The sequence below is a fragment of the Aequorivita aurantiaca genome, from assembly GCF_030410135.1.
Taxonomy (GTDB): domain Bacteria; phylum Bacteroidota; class Bacteroidia; order Flavobacteriales; family Flavobacteriaceae; genus Aequorivita; species Aequorivita aurantiaca.
In genome coordinates this window covers 207,858-232,645 of record NZ_JAUGQQ010000004.1, presented here as the reverse complement: position 1 = coordinate 232,645, position 24,788 = coordinate 207,858, and the positions used below count along the sequence as shown (strand labels likewise).

Here is a 24,788-nt window from a genome sequence, read left to right as displayed (position 1 = left end):
TCTTATACCTTTGAAAGTGCTGAACCTTTGTGCGCCGCAATATGTTCTGTCTTGTCGCTCTTAATTTCATACTGCGGGTCGTCTTTGCTGGCGTGGTGGGTGTAACCTTTATACTGAAAATTTGAATGGTGCACTTTTATGATTTTTCCCGAGACTTCCCCCGCCTCCGAATTCCATTTTACGTGGTCGCCTACTTTGTAATTTTTCATGGCTGTTAGCTTTTTTTGGATTAAAAAATAGATTTTTTCAAGTTAAAAAATTTTCAAGAGCTAAGCAATATGACTCCTGTTAACGGCTTGTTAAACAATCTACATTTTGTGTAGGTCCAGTTTTTAATTATTAATTTTAGTAATTAAACTCCTACCTCATGCAACAAGATATCTACAACCTAAAAAGGACTCTAACTACACATTCTGAATCGCTTACTTATTATAGTCTCCCTGAGCTTGAAAAGCAAGGACATTCCATAAGAAAATTGCCTTTTTCCATTCGAATTCTTCTTGAGAATGCCCTTCGCAATTATGACGATTTTTCGGTCACCAAAAATCATTTACAAACTATTCTAAATTGGTCGCCAAAACAAAGTGACAACGACATCGCCTTCAAACCTGCGCGCGTTCTTATGCAGGATTTTACCGGTGTTCCGGCTGTTGTAGATATAGCCTCCCTGCGTTCCGAAATGGCTCGAAAAGGTGGCGAAGCGTCTAAAATCAATCCTTTGATTCCCGTGGACTTGGTAATTGACCACAGTGTGCAGGTAGATTATTTTGCTGCGCAATACGCCTATCAACAAAACATGGAGGAGGAATACAGGCGCAACCGCGAACGTTATACATTTTTGAAATGGGCCCAAAAATCGTTTGACAATTTTAGCGTAGTCCCGCCCGGAATGGGCATTTGTCACCAAGTAAATTTGGAGTATTTTTCTAAGGGCGCCATTGCCCGCGACGGTATGGTTTTTCCCGATACTCTCGTGGGAACCGATAGCCACACACCAATGGTAAACGGCATTGGCGTTGTAGCCTGGGGCGTGGGAGGTATTGAAGCCGAAGCCGCAATTCTGGGACAACCTATCTATTTTATAAGTCCTGAGGTTATTGGTCTAAAACTCACTGGCAAATTGAAGGTGGGAACAACCGCGACCGACTTGGTTTTGACAATTGCCAATTTACTTCGTAAATACGGCGTAGTTGGAAAATTTGTTGAAGTGTTTGGCCCAGGCCTCGACAATCTCTCGGTGCCGGATAGGGCGACTATCGGTAATATGTCGCCGGAATTCGGTTGTACCATTACCTATTTTCCAATTGATAATAAAACCTTGGAATATATGCGCGATAGTAATCGCAGTGAGGAGCAAATACAATTGGTTGAGGATTATTGCAAAGCCAATATGTTATGGCGCGAGAATGAAGAGGAAATTGTTTATACAGATGTAGTGGAACTAGACATATCTACGGTGCAGCCCAGCGTGGCGGGTCCAAAACGCCCCCAGGATAAAATATTGCTAAAGGATTTAAAGGACAAATTTATTGAATTGGAGCATAGCTCCTTCGGTAGGCATTATATTGCTCCCTCTGAACGTCAAGAGGCAATCACCCGCTGGAAGGAAGAAGGGGGTAGCCAGCCGGTAAAACAACCGCACGACCCAGCTCCCGACGTGGAAATTGAAGCCAATATAAAAAACGGACTTAAAACTGTTTGGATTTCCCAAGGCAATGAAAAATACATGCTCTCCGATGGCGCCGTAGCCATTGCTGCCATTACTTCCTGCACCAATACTTCAAATCCATTTGTAATGATAGGTGCTGGGCTTGTCGCCAAGAAAGCGCGCGAACAAGGCATAGATGTAAAACCTTGGGTAAAAACTTCCCTAGCCCCAGGTTCAAAAGTGGTTACGGACTATCTTGAAAATGCAGATCTTTTGAAAGATTTGGAAGCATTGGATTTCCATTTGGTTGGTTATGGCTGTACATCCTGCATAGGCAATTCTGGCCCTTTGCCCCCGGAAATTTCAAGGGCAGTTGAAGAAAATGATTTAATAGTAACTTCTGTTCTCTCCGGAAATAGAAACTTTGAAGCCCGAATCCATCCACAGGTTAAAATGAACTTTTTGATGTCGCCTATGTTGGTTGTTGCCTTCGCAATCGCGGGTAGGGTTGATATTGATTTGACCACAGAACCATTGAGCTGCGACCGCAACGGCAAGCCTATTTATTTAAAAGATATTTGGCCAACGGATGATGAAATCCACGAAGTGATGAAAAGAGTATTGACACCAAAGGATTTTAAAAAGAATTACGACGAAATCTTCGAGGGCAATGAAATATGGCGAAACCTTGAGGTGCCGGAAGACAAGATCTATAAATGGGAAGACAAATCTACTTATATAAAAGAAGTACCTTTTTTCAGGAATCTTTCCGATGAGCCAAATGCATTGCAAAATATTCAAGGCGCACGCGCACTTTTGGTCTTGGGTGATAGTATCACCACCGACCATATTTCTCCGGCCGGAGCTTTTTCCGAAGATTCCGCCGCAGGACAGTATTTAAGATCGAGAGGGGTTGAAAAAAAACATTTCAATAGTTATGGCTCACGCCGTGGAAATGATGAGGTAATGGTGCGTGGCACTTTTGCCAATGTGCGTATCAAAAATCAATTGGCAGAAAAGGAGGGAGGCTATACTACGTATCTCCCATCCGGCGATGAAATGACCGTTTATGATGCGGCGCAAAAATATATAGAAGACAAAACCCCATTAATAGTACTCACCGGAAAAGAATACGGCAGCGGATCCTCCCGCGATTGGGCCGCGAAGGGAACTTTTCTTTTGGGAATAAAGGCCGTGTTGGCAGAAAGTTATGAACGTATCCACAGAAGCAACCTTATTATGATGGGAGTTTTGCCGCTTCAATATTTGGAGGGTGAAAGCGCCAAAACTCACGGATTGACGGGACGCGAATATTTCAATATCACAGGAATTGCGGAAAACCTTTCCCCTTTAAAAAAGGTAACTGTAACTGCCAAAAATGACGATGGCACCGAAATTGAATTTAAAGCAATCGCAAGGTTGGATTCCCCAATTGAAGTCGCTTATTATCAAAACGAAGGAATTCTGCAATACGTACTGCGCCAATTTTTAAAAGACTGAGTCATAATTACTAATTACTAATTATTAATTGTTCAAAATTTTGATTCTACTAGTCCGTCCAAAACTCCTCCGAAAAAACTTTAATGGAATGACGCTTTGGCCCTTTGTGTTATTGAAGCATGATTCTTTAAAGGAAGACCAGGTTTTTCTAAACCATGAAAAAATTCACCTTCAACAACAGGCGGAAATGCTTATTGTTTTTTTTTATTTATGGTATGGGATTGAGTTTTTGTTCAGGTTGATCCAATACCAAAATCGCCACAAAGCCTATAGAAATATTTCCTTTGAAAGGGAAGCCTATCACTTCGAAAGCGATCCATTCTATTTAAAAAAACGAAAAGCATACGGATTTTTAAAATTTTTGTAACCAACAACCAATAACAATCAACCAACAACTAAAAATGAGCATCCTCTTTTCCCCACTAAAAATAAAAAACACAACCTTCAAAAATCGAATGGTCGTTTCGCCAATGTGTATGTACAGCAGTGAGGACGGTTTTGCGAACGATTTCCACGTGGTCCATCTGGGCAGTCGGGCCGTTGGTGGTTCCGCATTGATAATTCAGGAAGCGACTGCCGTTTCGCCCGAAGGCAGGATTACCCACGGCGATATGGGAATTTGGAAAGAGGAACATATCGAAAAATTTAAACAAATAGTTGATTTCGTGCAATCCCAAAATGCATTACTGGGAATTCAATTGGCGCACGCAGGCCGAAAGGCGAGCTATCAACTTCCAAAGGATGGCGCACGAAAAATTGCTCCCGAAAATGAAAACGGCTGGCAAACGGTTTCTGCTTCGGCTTTGCCCTTTCGGGATGGCGAGCCCGTTCCGCTTTCAATGGATTCCGAAGCAATTGAAAAAGTAAAAACAGACTACGTTGAAGCGACGCGCCGGGCGCAAAAAGCAGGATATGATGTGGTTGAAATACACGCTGCACACGGATATCTTTTCCATCAATTCTATTCGCCTTTGGCTAATACTCGAATAGATGAATACGGCGGCAGTTTCGAAAATAGAATCCGCTTTTTGCTGGAAGTAACCGAAATTGTACGAAAGGAATGGCCTGAAGAAAAACCCCTTTTCGTAAGAATATCGGCTACGGATTGGACCGAAGGCGGTTGGACGGTGGAGGATTCGGTGCAACTTTCAAAGAAACTAAAAGGGTTGGGTGTTGATTTAATAGATACTTCTTCGGGCGGAAATGTTCCGAAAGCAACCATTCCCAGCGCTCCCGGTTACCAAGCTGCCTTTGCCGCACAGATTAAAAAGGAAGCCAATATATTAACCGGAGCCGTGGGGCAAATCACAACCGCCGCACAATCTGAAGAAATTTTAAAGGAAAGTATGGCCGACCTTATTTTTTACGCCCGTGAAAGCCTGCGGAATCCTTATTTCCCTTTGCATGCCGCTAAAGAATTAAACAAGGATATTTCGTGGCCGATTCAATATGATAGGGCAAAAATATAATTGCGATGTCTTCAAAAATTTTGAAGCATTCTTTTAAAGTACAATATGAATAAAGAAAATCATTTAAAAAATATATCATTTTCGGTTCTGGATTTGGTGCCGGTAATTCAAGGAAGCACACATAAATCTGCAATGGAGAATTGTCTCGCCTTGGCAAAACATACGGAAAAATTAGGGTTTAAACGCTTTTGGATTTCCGAACATCACAATGCCGATAGCCTCGTAAGTTCCGCAACGCCACTATTAATTGGCTATGTGGCGCAGGGAACAACATCAATTCGTGTTGGGTCCGGTGGTGTAATGCTTCCCAATCATGCGCCTTTAGTGGTTGCCGAACAGTTTGGAACGCTCGCTACCCTCTATCCCGATAGAATAGATTTGGGTTTGGGCCGCGCTCCCGGAACCGACCATCTCACTGCCCGGGCTTTAAGGCGCGAGCGTGTTGAGTCTGTTAATGATTTCCCCCAAGACGTGCAGGAGCTGGAAAAGTATTTCTCCAAAACTAATTCACACAGTCCCGTAAGGGCCATACCGGGGGAAGGTTTGGAAGTGCCGTTGTATCTTTTGGGTTCCAGTACTTATAGCGCCCAACTTGCGGGGGCTTTGGGTTTGCCCTATGCCTTCGCCAGCCATTTTGCACCCACACATTTGCACGACGCGCTACGTTTATATCACCAGCATTTCGAAATGTCAATACAATTATCGAAACCCTATTCCATGGCCTGTGTGAATATTGTGATTGCCGATACCGATGCGGAGGCGGAATACTTGGCGACGAGTATGAAACTGTTTATGCTGAACGTTATTCGAAACACCCGCCAACCCCTTGCACCACCCGTAAAAACTATGGACGGTCTTTGGAATCCGATGGAAGAGGCCCACATTTCGCAAATGATGCAATATTCATTTGTGGGCAGTAAGGAAACCGTGCGCGATAAATTGAATGATTTTGTAGCCGAAACGCAGGTTAATGAGATTATTGCCGTAGCCCATATTTATGATCAAAAAGCGCGCTTGCAATCGTTTGAACTACTTTCAGAAATTTTCAAATAAACCAACCAACCAACCTTCCAACCATCCAATAATCTAACAATCCAACAATCCAATAATCCAACAATCCAATAATCTAAACTACCTTCGCAAAAAAAATATGAAAATGCTAAAAGCCGTACTTTTTGATATGGATGGAGTAATCGTGGACACGGAACCATTGCACCGCAAGGCTTACTTCAAAATGTTTGGGGATTATAATATTGAAGTGAATAATGAAATGTACGATTCGTTTACGGGGCAGGCAACCTTGCCAATTTGCAGAACGCTTTGCGGCCATTTCAAACTTTCTGACACTCCTGAAAATCTCGTTGCCTTAAAGCGAAAACATTTTAAGTATCTTTTTGAAAACGACTCAGACCTCACCCTTTTGGATGGCGTAAAGGAATTGATTGAGGATTATCACCGCAACGGGTTGACACTCGTTTTGGCCTCGTCGGCATCCATGCCCAATATTGAGCGTATTTTTGATAGGTTCGATTTGAATAAATATTTCAAGGCCAAAATAAGCGGCGCCGATTTAAAAGCGTCAAAACCCCATCCCGAAATTTTTATCAAAGCAGCCGAACTAGCCGGAGAACATCCCGACAATTGTATGGTAATTGAAGATTCCACGAACGGGATCGCAGCTGCAAAGGCCGCCAATATTTACTGTGTGGGTTTCAAAAGTCCGCACTCCGTAAATCAGGATTACAGCAAGGCCGATAAAGTGATTGGCAGTTTTAAGGAAATTTCATATTCCAATCTAAAAAATATTTTCATTTAATTCCTCTCCTTCGAAGGGAGGATGGGGAGAATCGTTCTACTTTAATTCCATTCGGAAAAAATATTTTCTTTCGCAGATTCTTTCTTGATGGTTTTAATTCTGTGGTTATTTAAAGTGGACGGATTGTCAAAATATACCACATTTGCCTCCCCATTCTTTTTTAAATGACTTCGGATAATGGCGTGTGTATGGTAACTTGCCGACTGCAATTTCAAAAAAGGATCGTAATCCTCAATATTGCAGATGGCTTCGCTTCGGTCAAAAAATCCAAACCCTTTATATTGGCCCTCCTGCACTAAGGCAAAACCAATTTCGCCCGCAATTCGCCCTTTGCATTGAATAGCAAAAGAAGTCTTGTTTTGTTGTAGCGATGCAATGGCGACATTTACTTTTAAGTTGTATTCGGCAACATCCTCGTCGCCCTCGCAAATGCCTTCGCAATTTTTGATGCGGTAGTGCGAACATTTTTCCGAAGTACTTTGAAGCGTGCAAAATCGCGGGCATAGTTTAAAAGCCTCGCATATTTCCTCCAGCTTTTCGGTGGCCTCTGCGCGATTGTAAAAAGTGCCCACAGAATCGTGCAACGCCTTTGTTTTTGCTAGTGCCAATTGGATAATGCCGCGTTGGTTTACATAATTTATGATTTGATAGGTAGTGGCAGGCCATTTCTGCGCCCTATTAAATTTGGGGTAATGCTTCCGAATGTGTTCCGATTCCACCAAAAGCGCCAGCAACTCGTCGCCGGTAAGTTCGTAATCTATAAAATGCGTTTCCTGCCCTAATTGATATTCCTTGGTTTTTTTGTCATAAAAATGGGAAAGCACCCGTTTCTTAATATTCTTCGCCTTCCCCGCATAAATCACTTGGTGTTTTTGGTTTTTGAAAAGATAGATGCCGGCCTTCTCGGGCAGCTCATCAATTTGTTCGGCCGGAATGTGTGGCGGCAGGGTAGCCTGTTTCGAACGCGGGTTTAAAAAGGAATTAAAGGTGCTGAAATCTTCATCCAACGAAATCAATCTTTGGAATAAAATGGTTGTGGCGTCCACATCGCCCTCGGCACGGTGGCGGTTGAGGTGCGGTATGTTTATGGTGGAACAAAGTCTTCCCAAACTATAGGAAAGCATTCCCGGAATCAATTTACGTGATAGCCGTACCGTACAAAGTTTTTTCCGATTATAATATTGCCCCAAAAGCCTGTATTCGCCGCGAATAACGTTGTAGTCAAAACTCACGTTGTGGGCTACGAAAATGGCATCTTTTGTAAATTCCTCTATCTTTTCGGCAACCTCAAAAAAGCGGGGAGCATTCGCGACCATTTCATTATCGATTCCTGTTAGTGCCGTAATATGGTGCGGAATGTCACGTTCCGGATTTATTAGGGTAGTGTACTTATCGACCACTTCGCCATCCTTCAAAAGGGCAATACAAATTTCAGTAATGCGATTGCCGGCAATTCCGCCGCCGGTGGTTTCAACATCTATTATTGCGAAAAGTGGAATATGCATTTTTTTTTGCTGGGAAAACAAAAGTATGAAATAGAATTAAATAAAATTGGATTATTTCCCGTTAAATGGAAATAATCCATAGTCTACCAATTTTGAAAATGGTTAAATTATAGTAAAAAACCATTGCCTTAAATCCAATAGTTTTAATTTTAATAAAAAAGAAACTATGCGATCAATCTGGAACGGTTCAATCAGTTTTGGCCTCGTGTCAATCCCGGTGAAAATGTACAGCGCCTCCGAGGATAGAAGGATTTCCTTGGATATGCTCGACGTGCACGACAATGCTCGAATACGTTACAAACGTGTTAATGAGGATACGGGGAAGGAAGTGGAATGGAAGGATATTGTAAAAGGGTATAAAAAAGACGATAGTTATGTGGTGCTTGAGAAAGAGGATTTCGAAAAGGCGAATATGAAAAAAAGCAAAACCATAGATATCGAAGAATTTGTGGAAGAAACGGAAGTGAATGATCTTCTCTTTAAAAGTCCATACTTTCTCGAACCTCAAAAAGAGGGCGGTAAAAGCTACAACCTGCTCCGCGATGCACTAAAGAAAACCGGGAAATTAGGGGTCGCGACTTTTGTGATGCGTCAAAAGGAGAACTTAAGCCTTATTGGTGTTTACAAAAATGCCTTGGTATTGCACGTTATCCGTTTCGCTGATGAAATTCGCGATCCGGGCGATTTGAAACTTCCTTCAACAAAAGTTTCGAAAAAGGAAGTTGATATGGCACTCTCGTTAATCGAAAATTATTCCACCGCCTTTAAGCTAGACAAATACAAAGACGTTTATAACAAGCAATTGATGAAAATCATCAATAATAAATCAAAGGGCAAAAAAACTCGCGCTACAAAAGTGGATACCACGCCCACCGCAGCCAATGATCTTATGGCAAAATTGAAAGCCAGTCTTGAAAAGAAAAAGAAAAAAAGTAAAGCTTCATAACCGTGGCACTGGACGAATACAAAAAAAAGCGAAAGTTCAATAAAACGCCCGAACCGAAAGGCGAATTGGATAAGGATAATGCCAAGCGTTTCGTAATTCAGCGACATCAGGCCAGCCATCTTCATTACGATTTACGGTTGGAAATGGACGGGGTTTTGAAAAGCTGGGCGGTACCGAAAGGTCCATCAATGAATCCGGCAGATAAACGCCTGGCCATTATGACCGAAGACCATCCCGTGAAATACCTCACCTTCCACGGCACCATTCCGAAAGGAAATTATGGCGCCGGCATTATGGATATTTGGGACGATGGCACTTATGAAATTTCGGAAGACGGCGATGCTTTAAAACAATTAAAGAAAGGTGATTTGAAGATTGAATTCTTCGGAAGCAAAATAAAAGGAACCTTTGCGCTGGTGAAAATGAGGCGCGACGAAGAGAAAAACCAATGGCTGCTCATCAAAAAGAAAGACAAATTTTCCACGGACCTTGAATATGATTCCGAAGTTTTTGCTTCAAAAAAAAAAGCAGTAAAAGCGGGTAAGGTAAAACCCTTAAATCCGGAAACTTTTATAAAACCGATGCTCGCCAGCCCCGGAAAAAAAATTTTTAAAGACCCGGACTGGGTTTTTGAATTAAAATGGGACGGCTATCGGGTGATGGCAAATATTCAAGATGGCAAGGTAGAACTGTATTCCCGAAATGGAATTTCATACAATAAAAAATTTGCTTCCATAAAAAAGGAATTGGAGAACATTGCCCACGACTGCATTTTGGATGGCGAAGTAGTGGTAGTGGACAAGAAAGGAAACCCCGATTTTCAAAAACTTCAAAAGTACGATGCCGAAAAAACAAAGGGCGAGTTGCGTTATTATGTGTTCGATTTGCTTCACCTAAACGGCCACGACACTCTTCGGCTTCCTTTGCTTGAACGTAAAAGTTTGCTGCCCGACATTTTGGAGGGGCTAGAAAATGTTCTTTATTGCGACCATATTGAAGCCATGGGCCCCGCGCTCTATAAACGTGCGGTCGATGCGGGAATGGAAGGCGTTATAGCGAAAAAGGCCGATTCGGAATATTCACCCGGTTTCCGTACCGAGAATTGGTTAAAGATTAAAAGCACCAATACGGAGGAAGCCATTATCTGTGGCTACACCGATTCGGAAACTGGGGGTTCTATTTTTGGGTCGTTAATTCTAGGCATGTTTCAGGAGGAAAACCTCACTTATGTGGGCAATTGCGGGACAGGCTTTTCCAATGCGGAACAAAAGGAACTTTTAAAAAAATTAAAGACACTGCAAACCGACGAGAATCCTTTCGGCAAAAAAATAGCCCTCAAGGGCAGAAAACCAAATTGGGTAAAGCCAAAATTAATCTGTGAGGTAAAATTTTCGGAATGGACCAAAGGCGGCATTATGCGCCACCCATCTTATAAAGGGTTGCGCACTGATAAGGATTTAGAAGAAATTGAACCGCAAAGCCAAAAGAAAACTTCCTCAAAATCCAAGGATGCTTCCTCACATTTGGAAGTGGACGGGATTTCGGTGCCGGTGTCAAATCTCGAAAAAATTTATTGGCCCGAGTCGGGCTACACTAAATATGATTTGATTGATTATTACCTGCACGTTGCCGAAACCATGTTGCCCTATTTAAAGGATCGGCCGCAAAACCTGCATCGCCATCCCAATGGCATTAATAAACCAGGTTTTTATCAAAAGGATAATGAATCACTCCCCGAATGGGTGGAAACGGTGAAAATCTATTCCGAATCGTCCAAAAAGGAAATTGAATATTTGGTCTGCCAAAATGAAGCTACCTTGTTATATATGGCAAATTTGGGCTGCATTGAAATCAATCCGTGGAATTCACCCATTCAGGATTTGGAAAAACCAACCTATACCGTAATTGATATCGATCCTTCCGATAAAAATAATTTTGAACAGGTTATTGAAGTGGCCCTTGCGGCCAAGGAAGTACTGGATTTGGCAAAAATTGAGGGCTACTGTAAAACATCCGGCTCCAGCGGCATTCACGTGTATATTCCCATGGGTGGCCAATATACATATGGCGAGGTGCGCGACTTCACAAAACTTTTGTGCTATTATATTCACGAAAAACTGCCCAAACTTACAAGCATGGAACGGGCGGTAAAAAGTAGAAAAAATAAAATTTATCTCGATTTCCTGCAAAATAGACGCGCCCAAACCCTTGCAGCTCCGTACTGTGTCAGACCTAAACCCGGTGCCACTGTTTCCGCACCATTATTGTGGAAAGAAGTAAAACCCGGTTTGGAAATGAAAGATTTCACGATTAAAACCATGCCTAAACGCATTGCAAAAAAAGGAGATTTATTTACGGCTGTTTTGGGCGAGGGAATTGATATGGAGACAGCAATGGATAATTTGATGGGTTAACCTTCCGAGCGGCACCCCGCCATTAGTTCTCCAAAATTCTCGAAACGAACCGCGTTCATAAAATTCCATAAATTCTACAATAATTGCTTTCCTCATGTTTCAGCATATAAATTCGCGGTTCTTTCCCAATTCCTAATAAATACAATAAGCGGGATAAAACTGTTAAACTTTTAATGTTTGCGTAAAATATTAACGATAAAGGAAAATAAATGACATATATTCCTCTAACTTTGAGGAAGTTAAAAATTTTCTATTATGAGCATGCCAACCATTCCGAAGAACTATTCCCACACCTTAAAACCCGGCGGTGTTTTTGATGTGGATTCAACAATTGACGGCGAGCTGGGCTCGCGGCTGTCCGGTGGCTTTAACGCTACACACGGTGGCAGTCTCAATACCATTTTAAGCGGAAAGCTTGAAACCGACAACGTACTCAAACTTACCGGCGACCCACGTGAACCGGTTAGCACAGATAGTAAAATCGAAATATTAAACCTTCCCCGATTTACTTTACAGGATATTAAGGACATGATGAAAGTGCGCGTGCGCATTCCAAATTATTCCAACCTCTGCGTTAAAATGCTCGGGGTTGAGGTGCTAAATGTTTGTATGGGCGGTGAGGGACAAATTATTACGGAACCCTATGTACCAACCTCAGCTGAAAACTGTGAGGATGAATGCTGTAAACCCGACACCCGACCCTTTCCTGAACGCGACGGACAGAACCCTACAGGGGGAAATGAAGGTTGAAGTAACAAAAAAACGAAATTATGATAACCGTTACATCAAATAACCATCAAGAAAGATTGGGGATACTGGAAGAAGAGATTATTCTGAACGGTCCTCCATCAAATCTGCAGGGAAGTATCCAATTCATCAATAGGGAAAGTGATCCTATCCGAATTAAAAATCTTGGCTTGGCAGAAGATGGCAAGCGTGACCTAAACGCAGGTGCACAAAGTGTGCTAAATTTCGCGTTTCGCTTGCACCCCGGTGAACGTAAACGGGAACCGGTATCTCATCAATTGCCACCAAATACTCCCCCCGGTACCTATGAACATTATATCATGCTCGGAAATACAAAACATAAGGTGAAAATGATTGTCCAGCCGACTATTGAGGTTGATTTGTTTCCCAGTGAATTCACTTTTCAGGATACATCGCCGGGCACAACGCATATTGCTATCGTTACGCTCACTAACTCTGGTAATCTTCCCTTTCAGGTTCCCAACTTAAAACACGCTGCCACTCTTGATATGGACTTGCTTTGCCGTGCCTTCGGAAAAGGGTTTCGCGAATGTGGCGAAGATGGTCTAAAATCCACTCTCGATGAGGTTACGAAAAATATAAAGGACAATTTAACGGATTGGGTAGATATTTCGGTTGATGAATGCGGCCAAATAGTGCAACCTGGGGAATCAATTTTATTGCATGTCAATTTCATTATGCCCAAAAATTCCAACCCAAAGCGCGATTATGAAGGCAATTTCAGATTTTGGGACCAGGAGATTTCCATAAACGTAAAATCGCATCGGGAAAATATAAATGATGAAAATTATGAAAAACAATAAAAGTGATGCTTCACTACCACAAATGCTGACGGACAATATTCAGAAAATGGCCAATATTTCCATGGAGAGCTTTCAGCCAATGCTTGAGAATATGGTTGAAACCATGTCCAATTTCAATAAAAATATTGCCGAAAGTGGTATTCCGGCATTAAATATTTCAGGCTCAAAAGGAAAAAGTAAATGCTGCCCTCCAGAGGAATCCTGCCCTCCGCATTGCATCGCCTCCATTTCACGGCATGCAATGGCTGGCGAACGTATTATTGTACCAATATTGGCAACAAACAATTGCGGCGGTCAACGAACCTTTAGGGTCGGGGTTCGTGAGTTGTTGGACCTTGACGGCAATCCCGCCCCTACGGCACCCACCCTCAATAAAGATTCAATTACCCTGAACCAGGGTAGAAGTGAACGAATTTTAATGACTATCGATCTTAAACATTTTACCACAGGAAGCACTTATGAAACCGAAATTGTGCTTCGCGAAAGGGAGATAAATCAAAATGTTTGCTTCACTCTTCATGTGGCAGACCATCAGGCAACCGAAGCTTTTCCTTATGATGAAAATCAATTTAAACGCAAATGGCAGAGCTGGCAGTCGCATTTTTATTGTGAACCCAAACCCAATAGAAATACGAACTCCGTCAAGGCCTTAAATCCATCTTAAAAAGCAGGAATCATGGCGAAGGAAAAAGACGATTTTTCAAGAGATATGGAGGATATCTTCAGAAAAACAATTGAAATAAATAAGCAATACCTGAAACATGGTACCGATCTGTTTAAGGATTTTGGTACCTCGGGCCGCGAGCTTAAAAATTTCAATGTTCTTCAACCCGATGTAATGATGGGCGCCTTCACATCTTTTACCAAAATGAATCTCGACCATTATAAAAATATGATGGACCTCGGCTTTGCCATTACTAAAAAAGCCTTTAATCCTTCTGCCGAAAATTCCTCCGGGGAAGCCGATGGGAATCACGAAGAACCTTCCTTTATACTTTCGGCCACAACCCACGCCGGAAAAAGTGTGGACCTTCAATTTCTTTTGGACAATATAAAAAATGAAGAGGTCCTGTGCCAATTGGTGAATTCAGAATTTGTCAACGAAGCCGATTCCCAAATCTCCCTTAATCTTCCCACCACCTTTAAACCCCAATCCTTCAACTTAGCTCCCGGTATATCGAAGCGGGTGGACATTCATATAGCGGTCAATGATGATTTAAGGTTGGGCACCTATCAGAGCAGCGTACAGGTACAGGGATTTGAGCCGGCTTATTTTCTCATCAAATTAACCATTGAAGAAGAATCTGCCCAAACCCCAATTGCTAATCCACCCAAAAACTCAGGAAATGGCCGCCAACAAAAACAAAAACCAAGGAAAAAGTAATGACGGTGGCAATCTGGCAAATGATATCCTTAAAGGGATAAAAAAAGACGAGATACTCTCCCGCGCACAACAAGTAATCAACTCTGCAGTCAATGTCTTGGAGGAAGAGATAGCTGCCGGTATTTTGGCTGCAAAAAAGATTGAAAAGAAGGTAATCGATGTGGACGAAATCCGCAGCGACCCCGATGATCTTATGAATCGCATCCGCCGCGATACTCATGAAGCGGTGGACCTTTTCCTTGATGCCCTCACGGCAATAACGAAGCAAGTAAACAAACTAGCCGACAGTAAACCGGAAGAAAAAACAACAAACAAGGAAACTAAAAACAATCCCACGCTTACCCTGCTCGAAACGGAACAGCCTCTTAGACCGGGAGAAACGGATACTTTTAAATTTTCACTTTTGGAGGATACCGAAAAAACTGCCAAAATAAAATTTCAAAAAACTTCGCTCTTCGGACCCAATGGCAACACCATAAATTCTACGGCCTTAAAAATTAGCCCCTCGAGTCTTACCCTCAAATCGAAGGAGGAAAAGGAAGTTACCGTTCATCTCACGCTACCTAAAAATGCCAAACCGGGAATATACAATGGCTTGATTACCGATGCCGACAATTCATTGGTAAAAGTTGTACTTAATGTTGAAGTAATTCCGTAGCGCCATGGACACCGCCTTGATGAAATCCATGCTCGCCGATTATGGTGCCCATACCTTAAATGGCATTCAACGCTATATTCCCGATAAGGAGCCAAAAACCTATCTCTATAATTTGATTTCAGAATATCCCAATCGTGGGGGCAAAGGCTTTCGGCCCGGCCTGTGTATTGCCGCCTGCAAAGCCTTTGGCGGTAAAGAGGAGGAAGCGTCCCATTCCGCGGTATGTCTGGAGTTGCTCCACAACGCTTTTCTTATCCATGACGATGTTGAGGACGAGAGTTTTTTCAGAAGAAATAAACCAACCTTGCACGAGAGTACGAACGCGGCCATAGCCATAAATGTGGGCGATGCCATGCAGGTGCTAGGTCTCTATCCGCTGTTCAAAAACCGGGAAGTACTGGGAGATAAGGTAGCAATGCAGATATTTTTGGAAGTTCAGCACATGGTTACCGAATCTGTGGAAGGGCAGGCAATGGAATTAGGCTGGAGAAAAGACAATACTTCCACATTAACTGAAGCGGATTATCTGCGGATGATTCTCAAAAAAACCTGCTGGTACACCTGTATCCATCCCCTTCGCATAGGGGCCATAATAGGCACCAAGGGAAAGATAAATCCTGAAAAATTTGATAGGCTGGGTTACTTTATGGGTACCTCCTTCCAAATTCAGGATGACGTTTTAAACCTTGTAGCCGATGGAGAAAAATATGGCAAGGAGATTGGCGGTGATATCCTGGAAGGCAAACGTACACTTATGCTCATTCATTTAATGGAGCATTGCAGCCCGAATGAACTTGCAGGGATTTTACAGTTCCTATCCATTCCCATTAAACAACGTCAACAAGCCAAAGCCCACGAAATTCTGGAAATGATGCACGCCTATGGCTCCATTGAACACGCCGCCAACACAGCACGATATCTTGCGGGAGCTGCGCTAAAGGAATTTTATACCATCTTTTCAAGGCTGCCGGATTCTGAGGACAAGAGTTTGATAGAGACCATTATTATCTATATGATTAACCGCGAATATTAATCCATGCTCATCCTTAAACAAATAATAGATTACGATTGCGACGTTCTTATTGCAGGGGGCGGACCCTCGGGAAGTGCATTGGCCTTCCATTTGGCAAAAATGGGGGCCAAAGTAATTGTCGTTGAAGCCGAAAAATTTCCTCGGGACAAAGTTTGTGGTGATGGCGTTAGCCCAATAGCCCTTGCCGAGCTGGACAGAATGGGCATTACCCAAACCAAAAATTTTGCAAAGGCGAATGAAATTAAGAAAGTGGGCTTGTTTTTAAAGAATGACCAAGTATATATCAATCTATCCAAACCCGAACACTTAAAGTACCATGCCCGTATCATTCCCCGTATCGAGTTGGACGATATGATTTATGGGGCGGCAAAAAAGCAAGGCGCAATTTATATGGAAAGTAGCCGGGTTCTGAATTATAGTATTTCCCCCACAGCGGCGTGGGTAACAATTAAGACTGGGGCGGGGCCGACCACGATTAAATCCAGATTGATTGTGGGTGCGGATGGTAGCCGGTCCACCATTGCCCGGCAGCTTCGGGGTGTCAAGCCCGCTGATGATTACCAGCTTTTGGGTCTTCGCGCATATTATAATAATGTGAATGGCCCCACCGATCGGGTGGATATCTATTTCAGCGAAGCGGGTTTCCCTGGGATTTTTTGGATGTTTCCAAAGGGAAAGAACGATGCAAATGTAGGAATGGCGCTAATTTCCAAAACCTTCCCCAAAAAGCCCGACCACATTAAAAATTTACTGCAGGACCACATTGCCAACCATTCGGAAATCCAAAATCGTATCGGCAATGGAACTTTGGAAGCGAAAATGGAAGGTTGGCCCATCACCTTTTTCAACACTTCCCAAAAATTATGTGGAAATCGGGTATTATTGGTGGGCGAGGCCGCCGGACTTATAAATCCCTTAAGCGGGGATGGCATCCAGTACGCCTTATTGAGCTCCGGCTGGGCGGCGGAAGCCATAGGGAAATGCCTTGGGGAAAATGACTTTTCGGAAAGCCATTTAAATTCCTATGTAAAAAGGGTGCATAAGGAAGTGGGGTTCGATTTTGCCCTTTCAAATCTGTTGGTGCAATTCCCCAAAAATAAAACCCTGACCAAAGTCTGGATGCAAATACTGAACATCCTTATTGCCCGCGCCAAACGGGATAAAGCCTATGCAGACATTATTGCAGGAATATTTGAAGGCACATATCCTTCCTATAAGGCCTTGACGATTCCATTTATTTTCAAATCAATAAAACAAGGTGGTGTGGAAGTGGCCAATGCTCTCATGGAAAGTCTAAAAAATCCAGAAGGAATTATTGACGATTCAGCCGAAGCGGTAAATTCCCTTTTTAAAATTGTCGAGGAGGTAAAGGCAGATCCCGTACAGCAATTAAAATGGGCTGGGAATACCCTGTCAAAAACTGCAGCCGTTGCGGGACATGTGGTATCGCGAATTGATTTGGCTAAACTTCGGGGACGATAAACTGGTTCAGACAGTATAAAATTATTCTACAAAGAGGGATAGGAACATAAAATGCCGGGTGAATATAGACAGATTTAGAATCGGAAACTTCTTCATTCTACCATTAGTGGAGTAGTTGCGTTCACTTCCAAAAAAAGAAGGAAACGCTTTGTTGTCGTTTCCTTCCTTAATCCTTGCCTGTATGGCGCTTTGCTTACTCCGTACAATTACGATTCTTTCTCTTTCTTTTTATCCAAATCATTCCCGGGTTGGGAATAGGATGGCGGATCGCTGGCGGGAAAAGTTTGCTCCAATTGTTCATCTATTTCCTCTTCTTCGGTTTTTTTACCTTTATTCGGTGCTTGTTGTGGCTTGAATTTGGGATTGTTTTCTGAATTTTTCATGGCTTATAGTTTTAGTACTTTTCCTATAAAATTACACCATCCAAACGCAAACAACTTGCAAGGTACTGTTAATCAATTTATAAATCTTTTATAGTATTCTGGAAAAAATTGAATGTTGAATAGAATGTGGTGCTTTAATTCAACGAGGTTAGTGGATTTGTAATCACCATATTTTCTGTTAAGAATTATTAAAAGTGAAAATCCACCCTTCAAAAATACTGTAACTTATGTGCGGCAATTTTTAAAATTAGCAGATTATGTCCAGCATTCAAAGTAGAACAAATAGCCTAAAGGGCAAAGTAGTAGTAATAACAGGGGCTTCCAGCGGAGTGGGACTTGCGGCAGCCGAAGCATTTGCCCAGGAAGGATGTCATTTGGTCCTTGCCGCGCGCGGTGAGAAAGCCTTGGAAACGGCCTCAATGCGCTGTCTGGAATTGGGCGCTGTGGCCATGACCGTCCCCACCGATATGTCCGTAGCGAAGGAAGTGCAGCTCTTGACAGAAAAAGCGTTGGAATATAACGGCCGTATTGATGTTTGGGTAAACAATGCGGGCGTAATGGCGACGGGAAAGTTTGAGGATATGCCTGTTGAAACGCTGGACCAAGTGATAAAAACCAATCTGTTGGGTTATATGCACGGGGCCCGTTTTGTGCTGCCTATCTTTCGGAAGCAGGGGTATGGGGTGCTGATCAATAATATTTCCATAGGAGGATGGATGCCTGCGCCTTACGGGGCGGCCTATTCCGCTTCAAAATATGGAATTCGGGGGTTGGTGGAGACCTTGCAGGGGGAGGTGAGCGATGCCAAGAACATTCACGTGTGCGCCCTTTACCCGAGTATTCAACGTTCCACGGGCAATATGCACTCTGCGAAATATAACGGCTTGGATTTTAAGGTGCCCCCAATGGCTTCGGACCCTCGCGAACTAGCGGCCGCAATGGTGCAGATGGCGAAGCACCCTAAGAAGAGCGCCTTTACGGATTGGTCCGCAGCCATATTTAAAACGTTGTATGGCTTCTTTCCAAAGGCTATTGTGAATACCAATTCGGCAGCCTTGAGATTAATGATGAAGAAGCAGGCAGCGACCGATACCAACGGGAATGTACTGAGGCCTTCCGATGCTCCAATGCGGGTGTATGGGGAGACCATGCTGCCCGTGCCTTCCCGCACCACCAAAGCGTTGGTGTTAACGGGAGTTGGGGTTTTGGGGGCCTATCTATTGTTTGCATCACGGAGGAAGTGATGGCTGTGCTGAAGAGAAAGGACGGGATACACTGATGGATTGCAATAGAGCTTGTTCAGTAAAATTGTTATGGCTTTATGATGGCTATTGGAGTTTTGTAGGAAGGGAAAGTGAGAAAGTGTTAAAAATTGGGTTGATCACCCGAGGACATCGGGAGCATATGCGGGGGAAATGCGGAGGAGATAAGTAGGAAGTGCGGAGATGGCCGACTATAAAATTATCTTTAGATTATTGACGGGAATAATAGGTCTTCAATATCTTAAAGAGGTGCAGACAACAGTGGTCCACAAATTTTGATAGTTTAAGGTTCGGGTTCACATGGAGTCTGGATATGCTTTTGCCATTGAATGTGACTTCCATACGTTAGGCACACAATCATTGAAATGTTTGGAACAGGTTCATACACCGCCAAATATTTCAGAAACTGCTCCCACATTATTCTTCTTGGAAAGGACTACCACAATATCATTCACGAAAATGCGTGTTTCGCCTTCGGGAATTATAATTTGATTGTTGCGTTTCACCAATATAAATGAAGAATCCTTTGGGAGTATTTTTTCCCTGTTCAAATCCTTTACAAGTTTATTTGCAACAGAGGATAATTGTTCCACCACCAACTCCAGCAACTCATAGCCATCACCCAATTCCAGAAATTCCTTTACGTTTGGGCCTTGCACTGCCCGGTATAGATATTTTCCGTTCAATCTGTACGGATTTTCTACCGTGTCAATATTTAAATGACCAAAAACGGGAAGCAGATCGTCATTGTTTACAGAGCTAACCAACCGTTTTATGCCCATTTCTTTTGCTAAAAGAATTACCAGTGCGTTTACCGAATCATCATTTGTGGTAACAATAATGGCATCGGCATTTTCGGCTTTTGCTTCCCTTAAAATTTCAAAGCTGGTGGCATCGCCGTTTATGACTACACAATCAAATTTTGCGGCTGTCCAATTGGCCAAGTCCCTATTCTTTTCAATAACATATACTTCTTGGTTATCGTCTATGGCGGCCTGTATTACATGTTTTCCGGTGCGTCCAGAACCTACAATTATTAAATGCATATTCATTTTTTTTAAGATTAAATTATTCTCGGTTTTGTCCCGTAAAAAAGCACTCTTATAAGCACCAAAACGGGAATGATTTCTATGCGTCCGGCCCACATTTGGATGATGTATATGGTTTCAAGAACAGGCGACATAGAGGGATCGGTTATTCCTGTGGAAAGCCCTACGGTGCCTTGCGCTGATGCCGATTCAAAAATGGCGTCGGCAAGTGTAAAATCTGAGGACATAAAATAGACGGTGACAAGTGATGATATGAACACGAAGAGAATATAGATGAGCGTGAAGATGCCTGCGCGAGCAAGTTCAGCGTTCATTTCTTCAGAAAAAATAATTTGATTGTTGAATTTTACGGCCTTTACCGTATTCTTTGAAAGAAATATTTTACTGATGTGCCAGCGCAGCCCCTTTTGAATTAAAAGTGCACGGATTATTTTAATTCCACCAACTGTAGCTCCCGCAGAACCCCCCACGAGCATGGCGCCTACCACAATAAAAAGTACTGAAAGGTCATCCCAGGCATTTATGTTCGAGGTTTGCCAGCCCGTAGTGGTCAAGGCACTCAAAAACTGGAAGATACCTTCCCGCACAGGATTTGCTACTTTATCGGAATTATAGAGCAATAACGAGAGTATTGCGCCTCCTAAGATGGAAACAATAATCATTGCGCGGGTTTGGATATCCGTCCATAGCTCACTATATTTTTTCATAAAGATGAAACGATAAAGAAATGGAATGGAAAGGCCGCCCAGGAGCATCGGCAACATAAAAAGCATATCCATTTTTATGGATTGATACCCAGCAATACTATCATCCAACGTACTAAAACCACCAGTAGATTGGCCGGCCATAGCGTGGTTAATGGCATCAAAAATATTTTCTGAAAGCGGGTATTCCGGTAGTATAAAATGCGTTCCCACTGCTATGTAAAGGATCATTAAGGCGGTAACAAAAAAATAGACTTTCCAAATAGAGCGTGCCGTTTGTATTACTGTTGTTTTCAATTTGGTGCCGCTTGCTTCTGAACCGTAGAGCAGCATATTGCCCTGCCCTGGAATTTGCCTAAACACGGCCAGTGCCATTACGATAAAACCAGCACCACCTACCCATTGTGAAAAATGTCTGTAGAAAAGAACAGCTTTCCCTACTGAAGGTTCGTGAACCGCCATAGTAAGCCCCGTGGTGGTAAAAGCGCTGGTGCTTTCAAAGATGCAGTGTAGCGGGTTTGTAAAATATATTAAACTGGATTGATAATTAAAGCCTTGCGGAACAAATGCTTGCATTACCTCGTTAGGCGTAATCTGGGCAATCACGAAATAGGGAAGACCACCCACCACAATAATCATAAGCCACCCCAGCGCAGCAATTATGAGGGCATGTTTGTATTCTGGCTCACGGGTTTCTTTTGAAAGAGAATATAACAAAAAACCAACACCAGCTGTAAAGATTCCGGAAATTAAAAACCCTACAAGCGAGTACCATTCTTCGTATATAAGCGCCATAATGGCCGGAATAGTCATTACAATTCCCAAAATTATCTGAAGGCTCGCTACCTGTTTTACGATTGTTTTGTTCATTGAATTGTGGATTGTTTTAATTCTTTAAGGGAAATGGCTTGTTTTTCATCAAAAAAAAATCCCATTTCATAGTTGTAACTTTTATGGTGCAAAGTTCCAATGAATGGGATAAGTGGAATATAAAGGTTTGGGTAGGCTATATAAAAATTTTATAAAGATTATTGGAATCGATACCCCACACCACTTTCGGTAATAACGTGCTTCGGACTGTTGGGGTTTTCCTCTATCTTTTTACGAAGGGATGCTACAAATACCCGCAAATACTGTGTTTCCGTTTGGTATCCAAAACCCCATATTTCGCGCAGGATGTATTGATGGGTGAGCACTTTTCCCTCATTTTTTGCAAAGATTGCCAAAAGGTTATATTCGGTGGAAGTCAATTTTAATGGCTCATCCCCTTTTCTTACCCTTCTTGAAACAAGGTCTATTTCCAAAGGGCCGAAATTGAGGATGGTTTGATTGTCGGTAGCGTGGTGGCGCTTTATGGCGGAGCGGATGCGTGCCAACAACTCACCAGTGCGAAAAGGTTTGGACAAATAATCTGTAGCACCATTATCCAGGGCTGAAACAATATCTGTTTCATTATTCTGTACCGATAGGATAATTATAGGGTTGTTGTACCATTCCCTAAATTTTTTGAGAACCTCGTGCCCGCTGGTGTCGGGTAGACCAAGATCCAACAACACCAGATCTGGTGGGTGGCTGGCGCCAAGAATTAATCCTTCTTTCCCTGTGCTGGCCAGTATCACTCTATAATCATTGCTTTCCAAATTAATTTGGAGCAGTTTCCGAATTTGAGGTTCGTCATCAATAATAAGAATTTCAGTTTTGTTCATTTTTAGAATCTAATTCGAGTATTGATGCAGTTTCAACGGGAATTTCAATCGTAAATCTTGCACCGCCATTATGGCAATTTTCCAAGAAAATCTTGCCGTTAAGAGCCTCTGTAAAACCCTTTACAATAGAGAGCCCCAACCCCGTACCGCCACTTGCCGTGCCATTAAGTTTATAGAATTTATCAAATACAAAATCTATTTCGGCTTTTGGAAATCCGCTGCCTTCATCGCTGACGGTAATAACCAAATGGGTTTGGCGATACAAAACATCTATAAAAATTCTTGCATTTTTCGGGGTATGCTGGAGGGCATTGTGGATGAGGTTGTGCAAAATAACTTCAATAAAGCCACCGTCAATTTTTATGAGGGGCAATTGTTCATTCGGATGAAATAGAATATTGTGCGATTCCTGGCTTTCTTGATTCTGTTTAATGGTATTGAAAACAAGTTCATTTACATCAAACCAATCATATGTTGGCTTGAGTGTTCCCGCCTCGAGCCTGCTCATATTCAACAAGTTTTCCACTTGCCGGTTCAACCGAAAGCTGGCGATTTCAATTTCTGTGTAAAGTTCTTTTTTATTGGCTTCCGAAATTTGATTTGCCGAATCCTTAATGGTATCAATTGCACCTATGATAGTGGCAAGGGGCGTACGCAATTCGTGGCTTAGGGAATTCAGGAGTGTGTTGTAAAGCTTGATAGTTTGGGTTTTTTCATCCTCCACCCTTTTTTTACGCTCAAACTGTCTGATTTTATAGGTTAGGACGGCATTGATGAGTGCCACGACAAAATACATAAGAAACATCAAAAAATCCTCTGGGGTGCCAATATGGAAAGTTAGTGTAGGCGGAATGAACAAAAAGTTCCAGATAAGGGCGCTTAAAAAGGCCGTGACCATCACCGGGTATATTTTAAATACCATGGCGAGTAGAGAAACCAAAAGCAATAGAACAAGCGCTACGGTTCTATAGCCTATAAACTCAACCATAAAATAACAGCCAACGGAAAGAAGGAGGGTTGCCGCAATACTTATGAGGTATTGGCTATTTAAGGATTGCCGGGAGAAAGTGAGTGTGGCCAACTTTTTTATGTAAAGTTATGGAATGGGATATAAAGATTTTGTAAAATTTAATACCCGCATTATTCATTGGGGTGCATTGATTATGTTTGTTGGAGATTACATCTTAGGTTTTAGGTCTTGGTGTTTTGAGCTTGATTCGATCTCTATTAGCACACCTAGGCTTTCACGTTGTAGTGCTTTCGAAAAGCCAAAAATGCACTATTCAAAAAATCCAATATTCCAACAATCCAACAATCCATAATCTATCCGCTAATCGTACTGGGCAGATGCTCTATTTTAAAATTACAAGAATTGGCAATAAAGCACATTTTGTTGGCTTCGCTGTGCAATTCATTAGCCTTTTGAATCATGGTGCCATCCATAATTTTTACTTTTGGATGGAGGATTACTTGGGTAAACCTGCCACTTCCGTTTTTGGTTTCTTCCATTACTCCTGTGGCATTGTCAATATATTCAGTGACTATAATTTTGTTTGTTGAACATAGATGCAGATACCAAAGCATATGGCAGGTGGATAGGGAAGATAGAAACAGTTCTTCGGGATTGTAGCGTGTTTTGTCGCCCATAAAGGAGGGATCCGATGAACCATTGATACTGGCATATTTTCCCACCATCGTTATTGTATGGTTTCTGTTATAGGAATTATAGTTGGAAGTGCCACTGCCTTGGTTGCCTGTCCACTCTACTTTTGTTTGGTAATTGTGCTTTTTCATATAGTTGTAATAATGATTTGTTTTCAGGTTTGTGGTTTCTTGCCGAACATACCTCTAAAGTAGGGATAATGGTAAACTTTATTATGGGAAATTATGATAAATAGGCGGCGAGGCATCTTGTTGGTGGCATGAGTTGCAAATATTTCCCAGAGGGGGAGAAGGAACCCTTGCTGTTGTGGGTCAGACGTTGAAAATGCGCGGTACTGGGGAGGTAAAGTGTATATGAATTTCTGAATAAATTCAAGAATTGATAAATTGCTCCAGTATTGTTATGATCTCTTTAGCTTTTTCTTTAGAAAGTTGGATATTTTGTTTACTACCTCTCTCTCTTTCTATATCGCCCATAGCGTAAGTTCTTAATTGTAAATAATCTTTCTCGATTATTATATCACAAACAACTTCTCCCGATCGAAGGTTTATTTGATCCTTATTTTCTTTAATTATATTTCCTATTAGAGCCATTT

General features: G+C 42.3%; 24 protein-coding genes. 15 read left to right on the top strand and 9 right to left on the bottom strand.

What is annotated here, in order from left to right; genetic code table 11:
• Window positions 1–2: 2 nt before the first annotated feature.
• Window positions 3–209: a hypervirulence associated TUDOR domain-containing protein gene (locus tag QRD02_RS08745; RefSeq protein ID WP_290254555.1), complete on the bottom strand. Its 207-nt coding sequence runs from the start codon at window positions 207–209 to the stop codon at window positions 3–5.
• Between the two features lie 158 nt (window positions 210–367).
• Between QRD02_RS08745 and acnA the strand changes: the two genes are divergently transcribed.
• The 5 genes from acnA to QRD02_RS08720 all read left to right on the top strand — a co-directional run bounded on the left by acnA (window position 368) and on the right by QRD02_RS08720 (window position 6,433).
• The gene (gene acnA, locus QRD02_RS08740; protein ID WP_290254554.1) at window positions 368–3,148 is read left to right on the top strand and encodes an aconitate hydratase AcnA; all 2,781 of its coding nucleotides are present in this window, start codon (window positions 368–370) and stop codon (window positions 3,146–3,148) included.
• A 40-nt stretch (window positions 3,149–3,188) separates the two neighbouring features.
• A complete protein-coding gene (locus tag QRD02_RS08735) occupies window positions 3,189–3,515 on the top strand; it encodes a hypothetical protein (protein ID WP_290254553.1) in 327 nt (108 codons plus the stop codon).
• A gap of 34 nt (window positions 3,516–3,549) precedes the next feature.
• A complete protein-coding gene (locus tag QRD02_RS08730; protein WP_290254552.1) occupies window positions 3,550–4,617 on the top strand; it encodes an NADH:flavin oxidoreductase/NADH oxidase in 1,068 nt (355 codons plus the stop codon).
• A 45-nt stretch (window positions 4,618–4,662) separates the two neighbouring features.
• Entirely contained in the window at window positions 4,663–5,670 is a 1,008-nt protein-coding gene (locus tag QRD02_RS08725) for an LLM class flavin-dependent oxidoreductase (RefSeq protein ID WP_290254551.1), read from the top strand.
• A 103-nt stretch (window positions 5,671–5,773) separates the two neighbouring features.
• Window positions 5,774–6,433, top strand: a complete 660-nt coding sequence (locus QRD02_RS08720; protein WP_290254571.1) for an HAD family hydrolase — start codon at window positions 5,774–5,776, stop codon at window positions 6,431–6,433.
• Window positions 6,434–6,474: 41 nt separating this feature from the next.
• Here QRD02_RS08720 and QRD02_RS08715 read toward each other — a convergent pair whose 3' ends face one another.
• Window positions 6,475–7,938 carry an exonuclease domain-containing protein gene (locus QRD02_RS08715; RefSeq protein ID WP_290254550.1) on the bottom strand — a complete coding sequence of 488 codons (1,464 nt, stop codon included), beginning with the start codon at window positions 7,936–7,938 and terminating at the stop codon, window positions 6,475–6,477.
• A 166-nt stretch (window positions 7,939–8,104) separates the two neighbouring features.
• On the opposite strand from QRD02_RS08715, the gene ku reads away from it, so the two are divergent.
• From ku to QRD02_RS08670, 9 genes are all read left to right on the top strand, one after another.
• The gene (gene ku / locus QRD02_RS08710) at window positions 8,105–8,884 is read left to right on the top strand and encodes a non-homologous end joining protein Ku (protein ID WP_290254549.1); all 780 of its coding nucleotides are present in this window, start codon (window positions 8,105–8,107) and stop codon (window positions 8,882–8,884) included.
• Window positions 8,885–8,886: 2 nt separating this feature from the next.
• Window positions 8,887–11,298, top strand: coding sequence for a DNA ligase D (ligD, locus tag QRD02_RS08705; RefSeq protein WP_290254548.1), 2,412 nt, complete (start codon window positions 8,887–8,889; stop codon window positions 11,296–11,298).
• 255 nt (window positions 11,299–11,553) lie between these two features.
• Window positions 11,554–12,048 (top strand): hypothetical protein, encoded by a 495-nt coding sequence (locus tag QRD02_RS08700; protein WP_290254547.1) that lies wholly within the window; start codon window positions 11,554–11,556, stop codon window positions 12,046–12,048.
• A gap of 20 nt (window positions 12,049–12,068) precedes the next feature.
• Window positions 12,069–12,869: a COG1470 family protein gene (locus QRD02_RS08695; RefSeq protein WP_290254546.1), complete on the top strand. Its 801-nt coding sequence runs from the start codon at window positions 12,069–12,071 to the stop codon at window positions 12,867–12,869.
• Window positions 12,856–13,533, top strand: coding sequence for a hypothetical protein (locus QRD02_RS08690; protein WP_290254545.1), 678 nt, complete (start codon window positions 12,856–12,858; stop codon window positions 13,531–13,533). The genes QRD02_RS08695 and QRD02_RS08690 overlap by 14 nt, the downstream gene beginning before the upstream one ends.
• Before the next feature lie 12 nt (window positions 13,534–13,545).
• A complete protein-coding gene (locus QRD02_RS08685) occupies window positions 13,546–14,253 on the top strand; it encodes a COG1470 family protein (RefSeq protein ID WP_290254544.1) in 708 nt (235 codons plus the stop codon).
• The gene (locus tag QRD02_RS08680; protein ID WP_290254543.1) at window positions 14,216–14,911 is read left to right on the top strand and encodes a COG1470 family protein; all 696 of its coding nucleotides are present in this window, start codon (window positions 14,216–14,218) and stop codon (window positions 14,909–14,911) included. The genes QRD02_RS08685 and QRD02_RS08680 overlap by 38 nt, the downstream gene beginning before the upstream one ends.
• Before the next feature lie 4 nt (window positions 14,912–14,915).
• Window positions 14,916–15,944 (top strand): polyprenyl synthetase family protein, encoded by a 1,029-nt coding sequence (locus tag QRD02_RS08675; RefSeq protein ID WP_290254542.1) that lies wholly within the window; start codon window positions 14,916–14,918, stop codon window positions 15,942–15,944.
• 3 nt (window positions 15,945–15,947) lie between these two features.
• Entirely contained in the window at window positions 15,948–17,426 is a 1,479-nt protein-coding gene (locus tag QRD02_RS08670) for a geranylgeranyl reductase family protein (RefSeq protein WP_290254541.1), read from the top strand.
• 206 nt (window positions 17,427–17,632) lie between these two features.
• Here the strand turns inward: QRD02_RS08670 and QRD02_RS08665 are convergent, their stop codons facing one another.
• Window positions 17,633–17,809: a hypothetical protein gene (locus QRD02_RS08665; RefSeq protein ID WP_290254540.1), complete on the bottom strand. Its 177-nt coding sequence runs from the start codon at window positions 17,807–17,809 to the stop codon at window positions 17,633–17,635.
• 257 nt (window positions 17,810–18,066) lie between these two features.
• Between QRD02_RS08665 and QRD02_RS08660 the strand changes: the two genes are divergently transcribed.
• Window positions 18,067–19,053, top strand: a complete 987-nt coding sequence (locus QRD02_RS08660) for an SDR family oxidoreductase (RefSeq protein ID WP_290254539.1) — start codon at window positions 18,067–18,069, stop codon at window positions 19,051–19,053.
• A gap of 398 nt (window positions 19,054–19,451) precedes the next feature.
• Here the strand turns inward: QRD02_RS08660 and QRD02_RS08655 are convergent, their stop codons facing one another.
• The 6 genes from QRD02_RS08655 to QRD02_RS08630 form a co-directional block, all read right to left on the bottom strand.
• Window positions 19,452–20,117 carry a potassium channel family protein gene (locus QRD02_RS08655; RefSeq protein WP_290254538.1) on the bottom strand — a complete coding sequence of 222 codons (666 nt, stop codon included), beginning with the start codon at window positions 20,115–20,117 and terminating at the stop codon, window positions 19,452–19,454.
• Between the two features lie 17 nt (window positions 20,118–20,134).
• A complete protein-coding gene (locus QRD02_RS08650) occupies window positions 20,135–21,694 on the bottom strand; it encodes a TrkH family potassium uptake protein (RefSeq protein WP_290254537.1) in 1,560 nt (519 codons plus the stop codon).
• 158 nt (window positions 21,695–21,852) lie between these two features.
• Window positions 21,853–22,530: a response regulator gene (locus QRD02_RS08645; protein ID WP_290254536.1), complete on the bottom strand. Its 678-nt coding sequence runs from the start codon at window positions 22,528–22,530 to the stop codon at window positions 21,853–21,855.
• On the bottom strand, window positions 22,517–23,611 hold the full coding sequence (locus QRD02_RS08640) for a sensor histidine kinase (protein WP_290254534.1): 1,095 nt from the start codon (window positions 23,609–23,611) through the stop codon (window positions 22,517–22,519). The genes QRD02_RS08645 and QRD02_RS08640 overlap by 14 nt, the downstream gene beginning before the upstream one ends.
• A gap of 242 nt (window positions 23,612–23,853) precedes the next feature.
• On the bottom strand, window positions 23,854–24,324 hold the full coding sequence (locus QRD02_RS08635; protein ID WP_290254532.1) for an OsmC family protein: 471 nt from the start codon (window positions 24,322–24,324) through the stop codon (window positions 23,854–23,856).
• 240 nt (window positions 24,325–24,564) lie between these two features.
• Window positions 24,565–24,786 (bottom strand): hypothetical protein, encoded by a 222-nt coding sequence (locus QRD02_RS08630; RefSeq protein WP_290254531.1) that lies wholly within the window; start codon window positions 24,784–24,786, stop codon window positions 24,565–24,567.
• Window positions 24,787–24,788 lie beyond the last annotated feature (2 nt).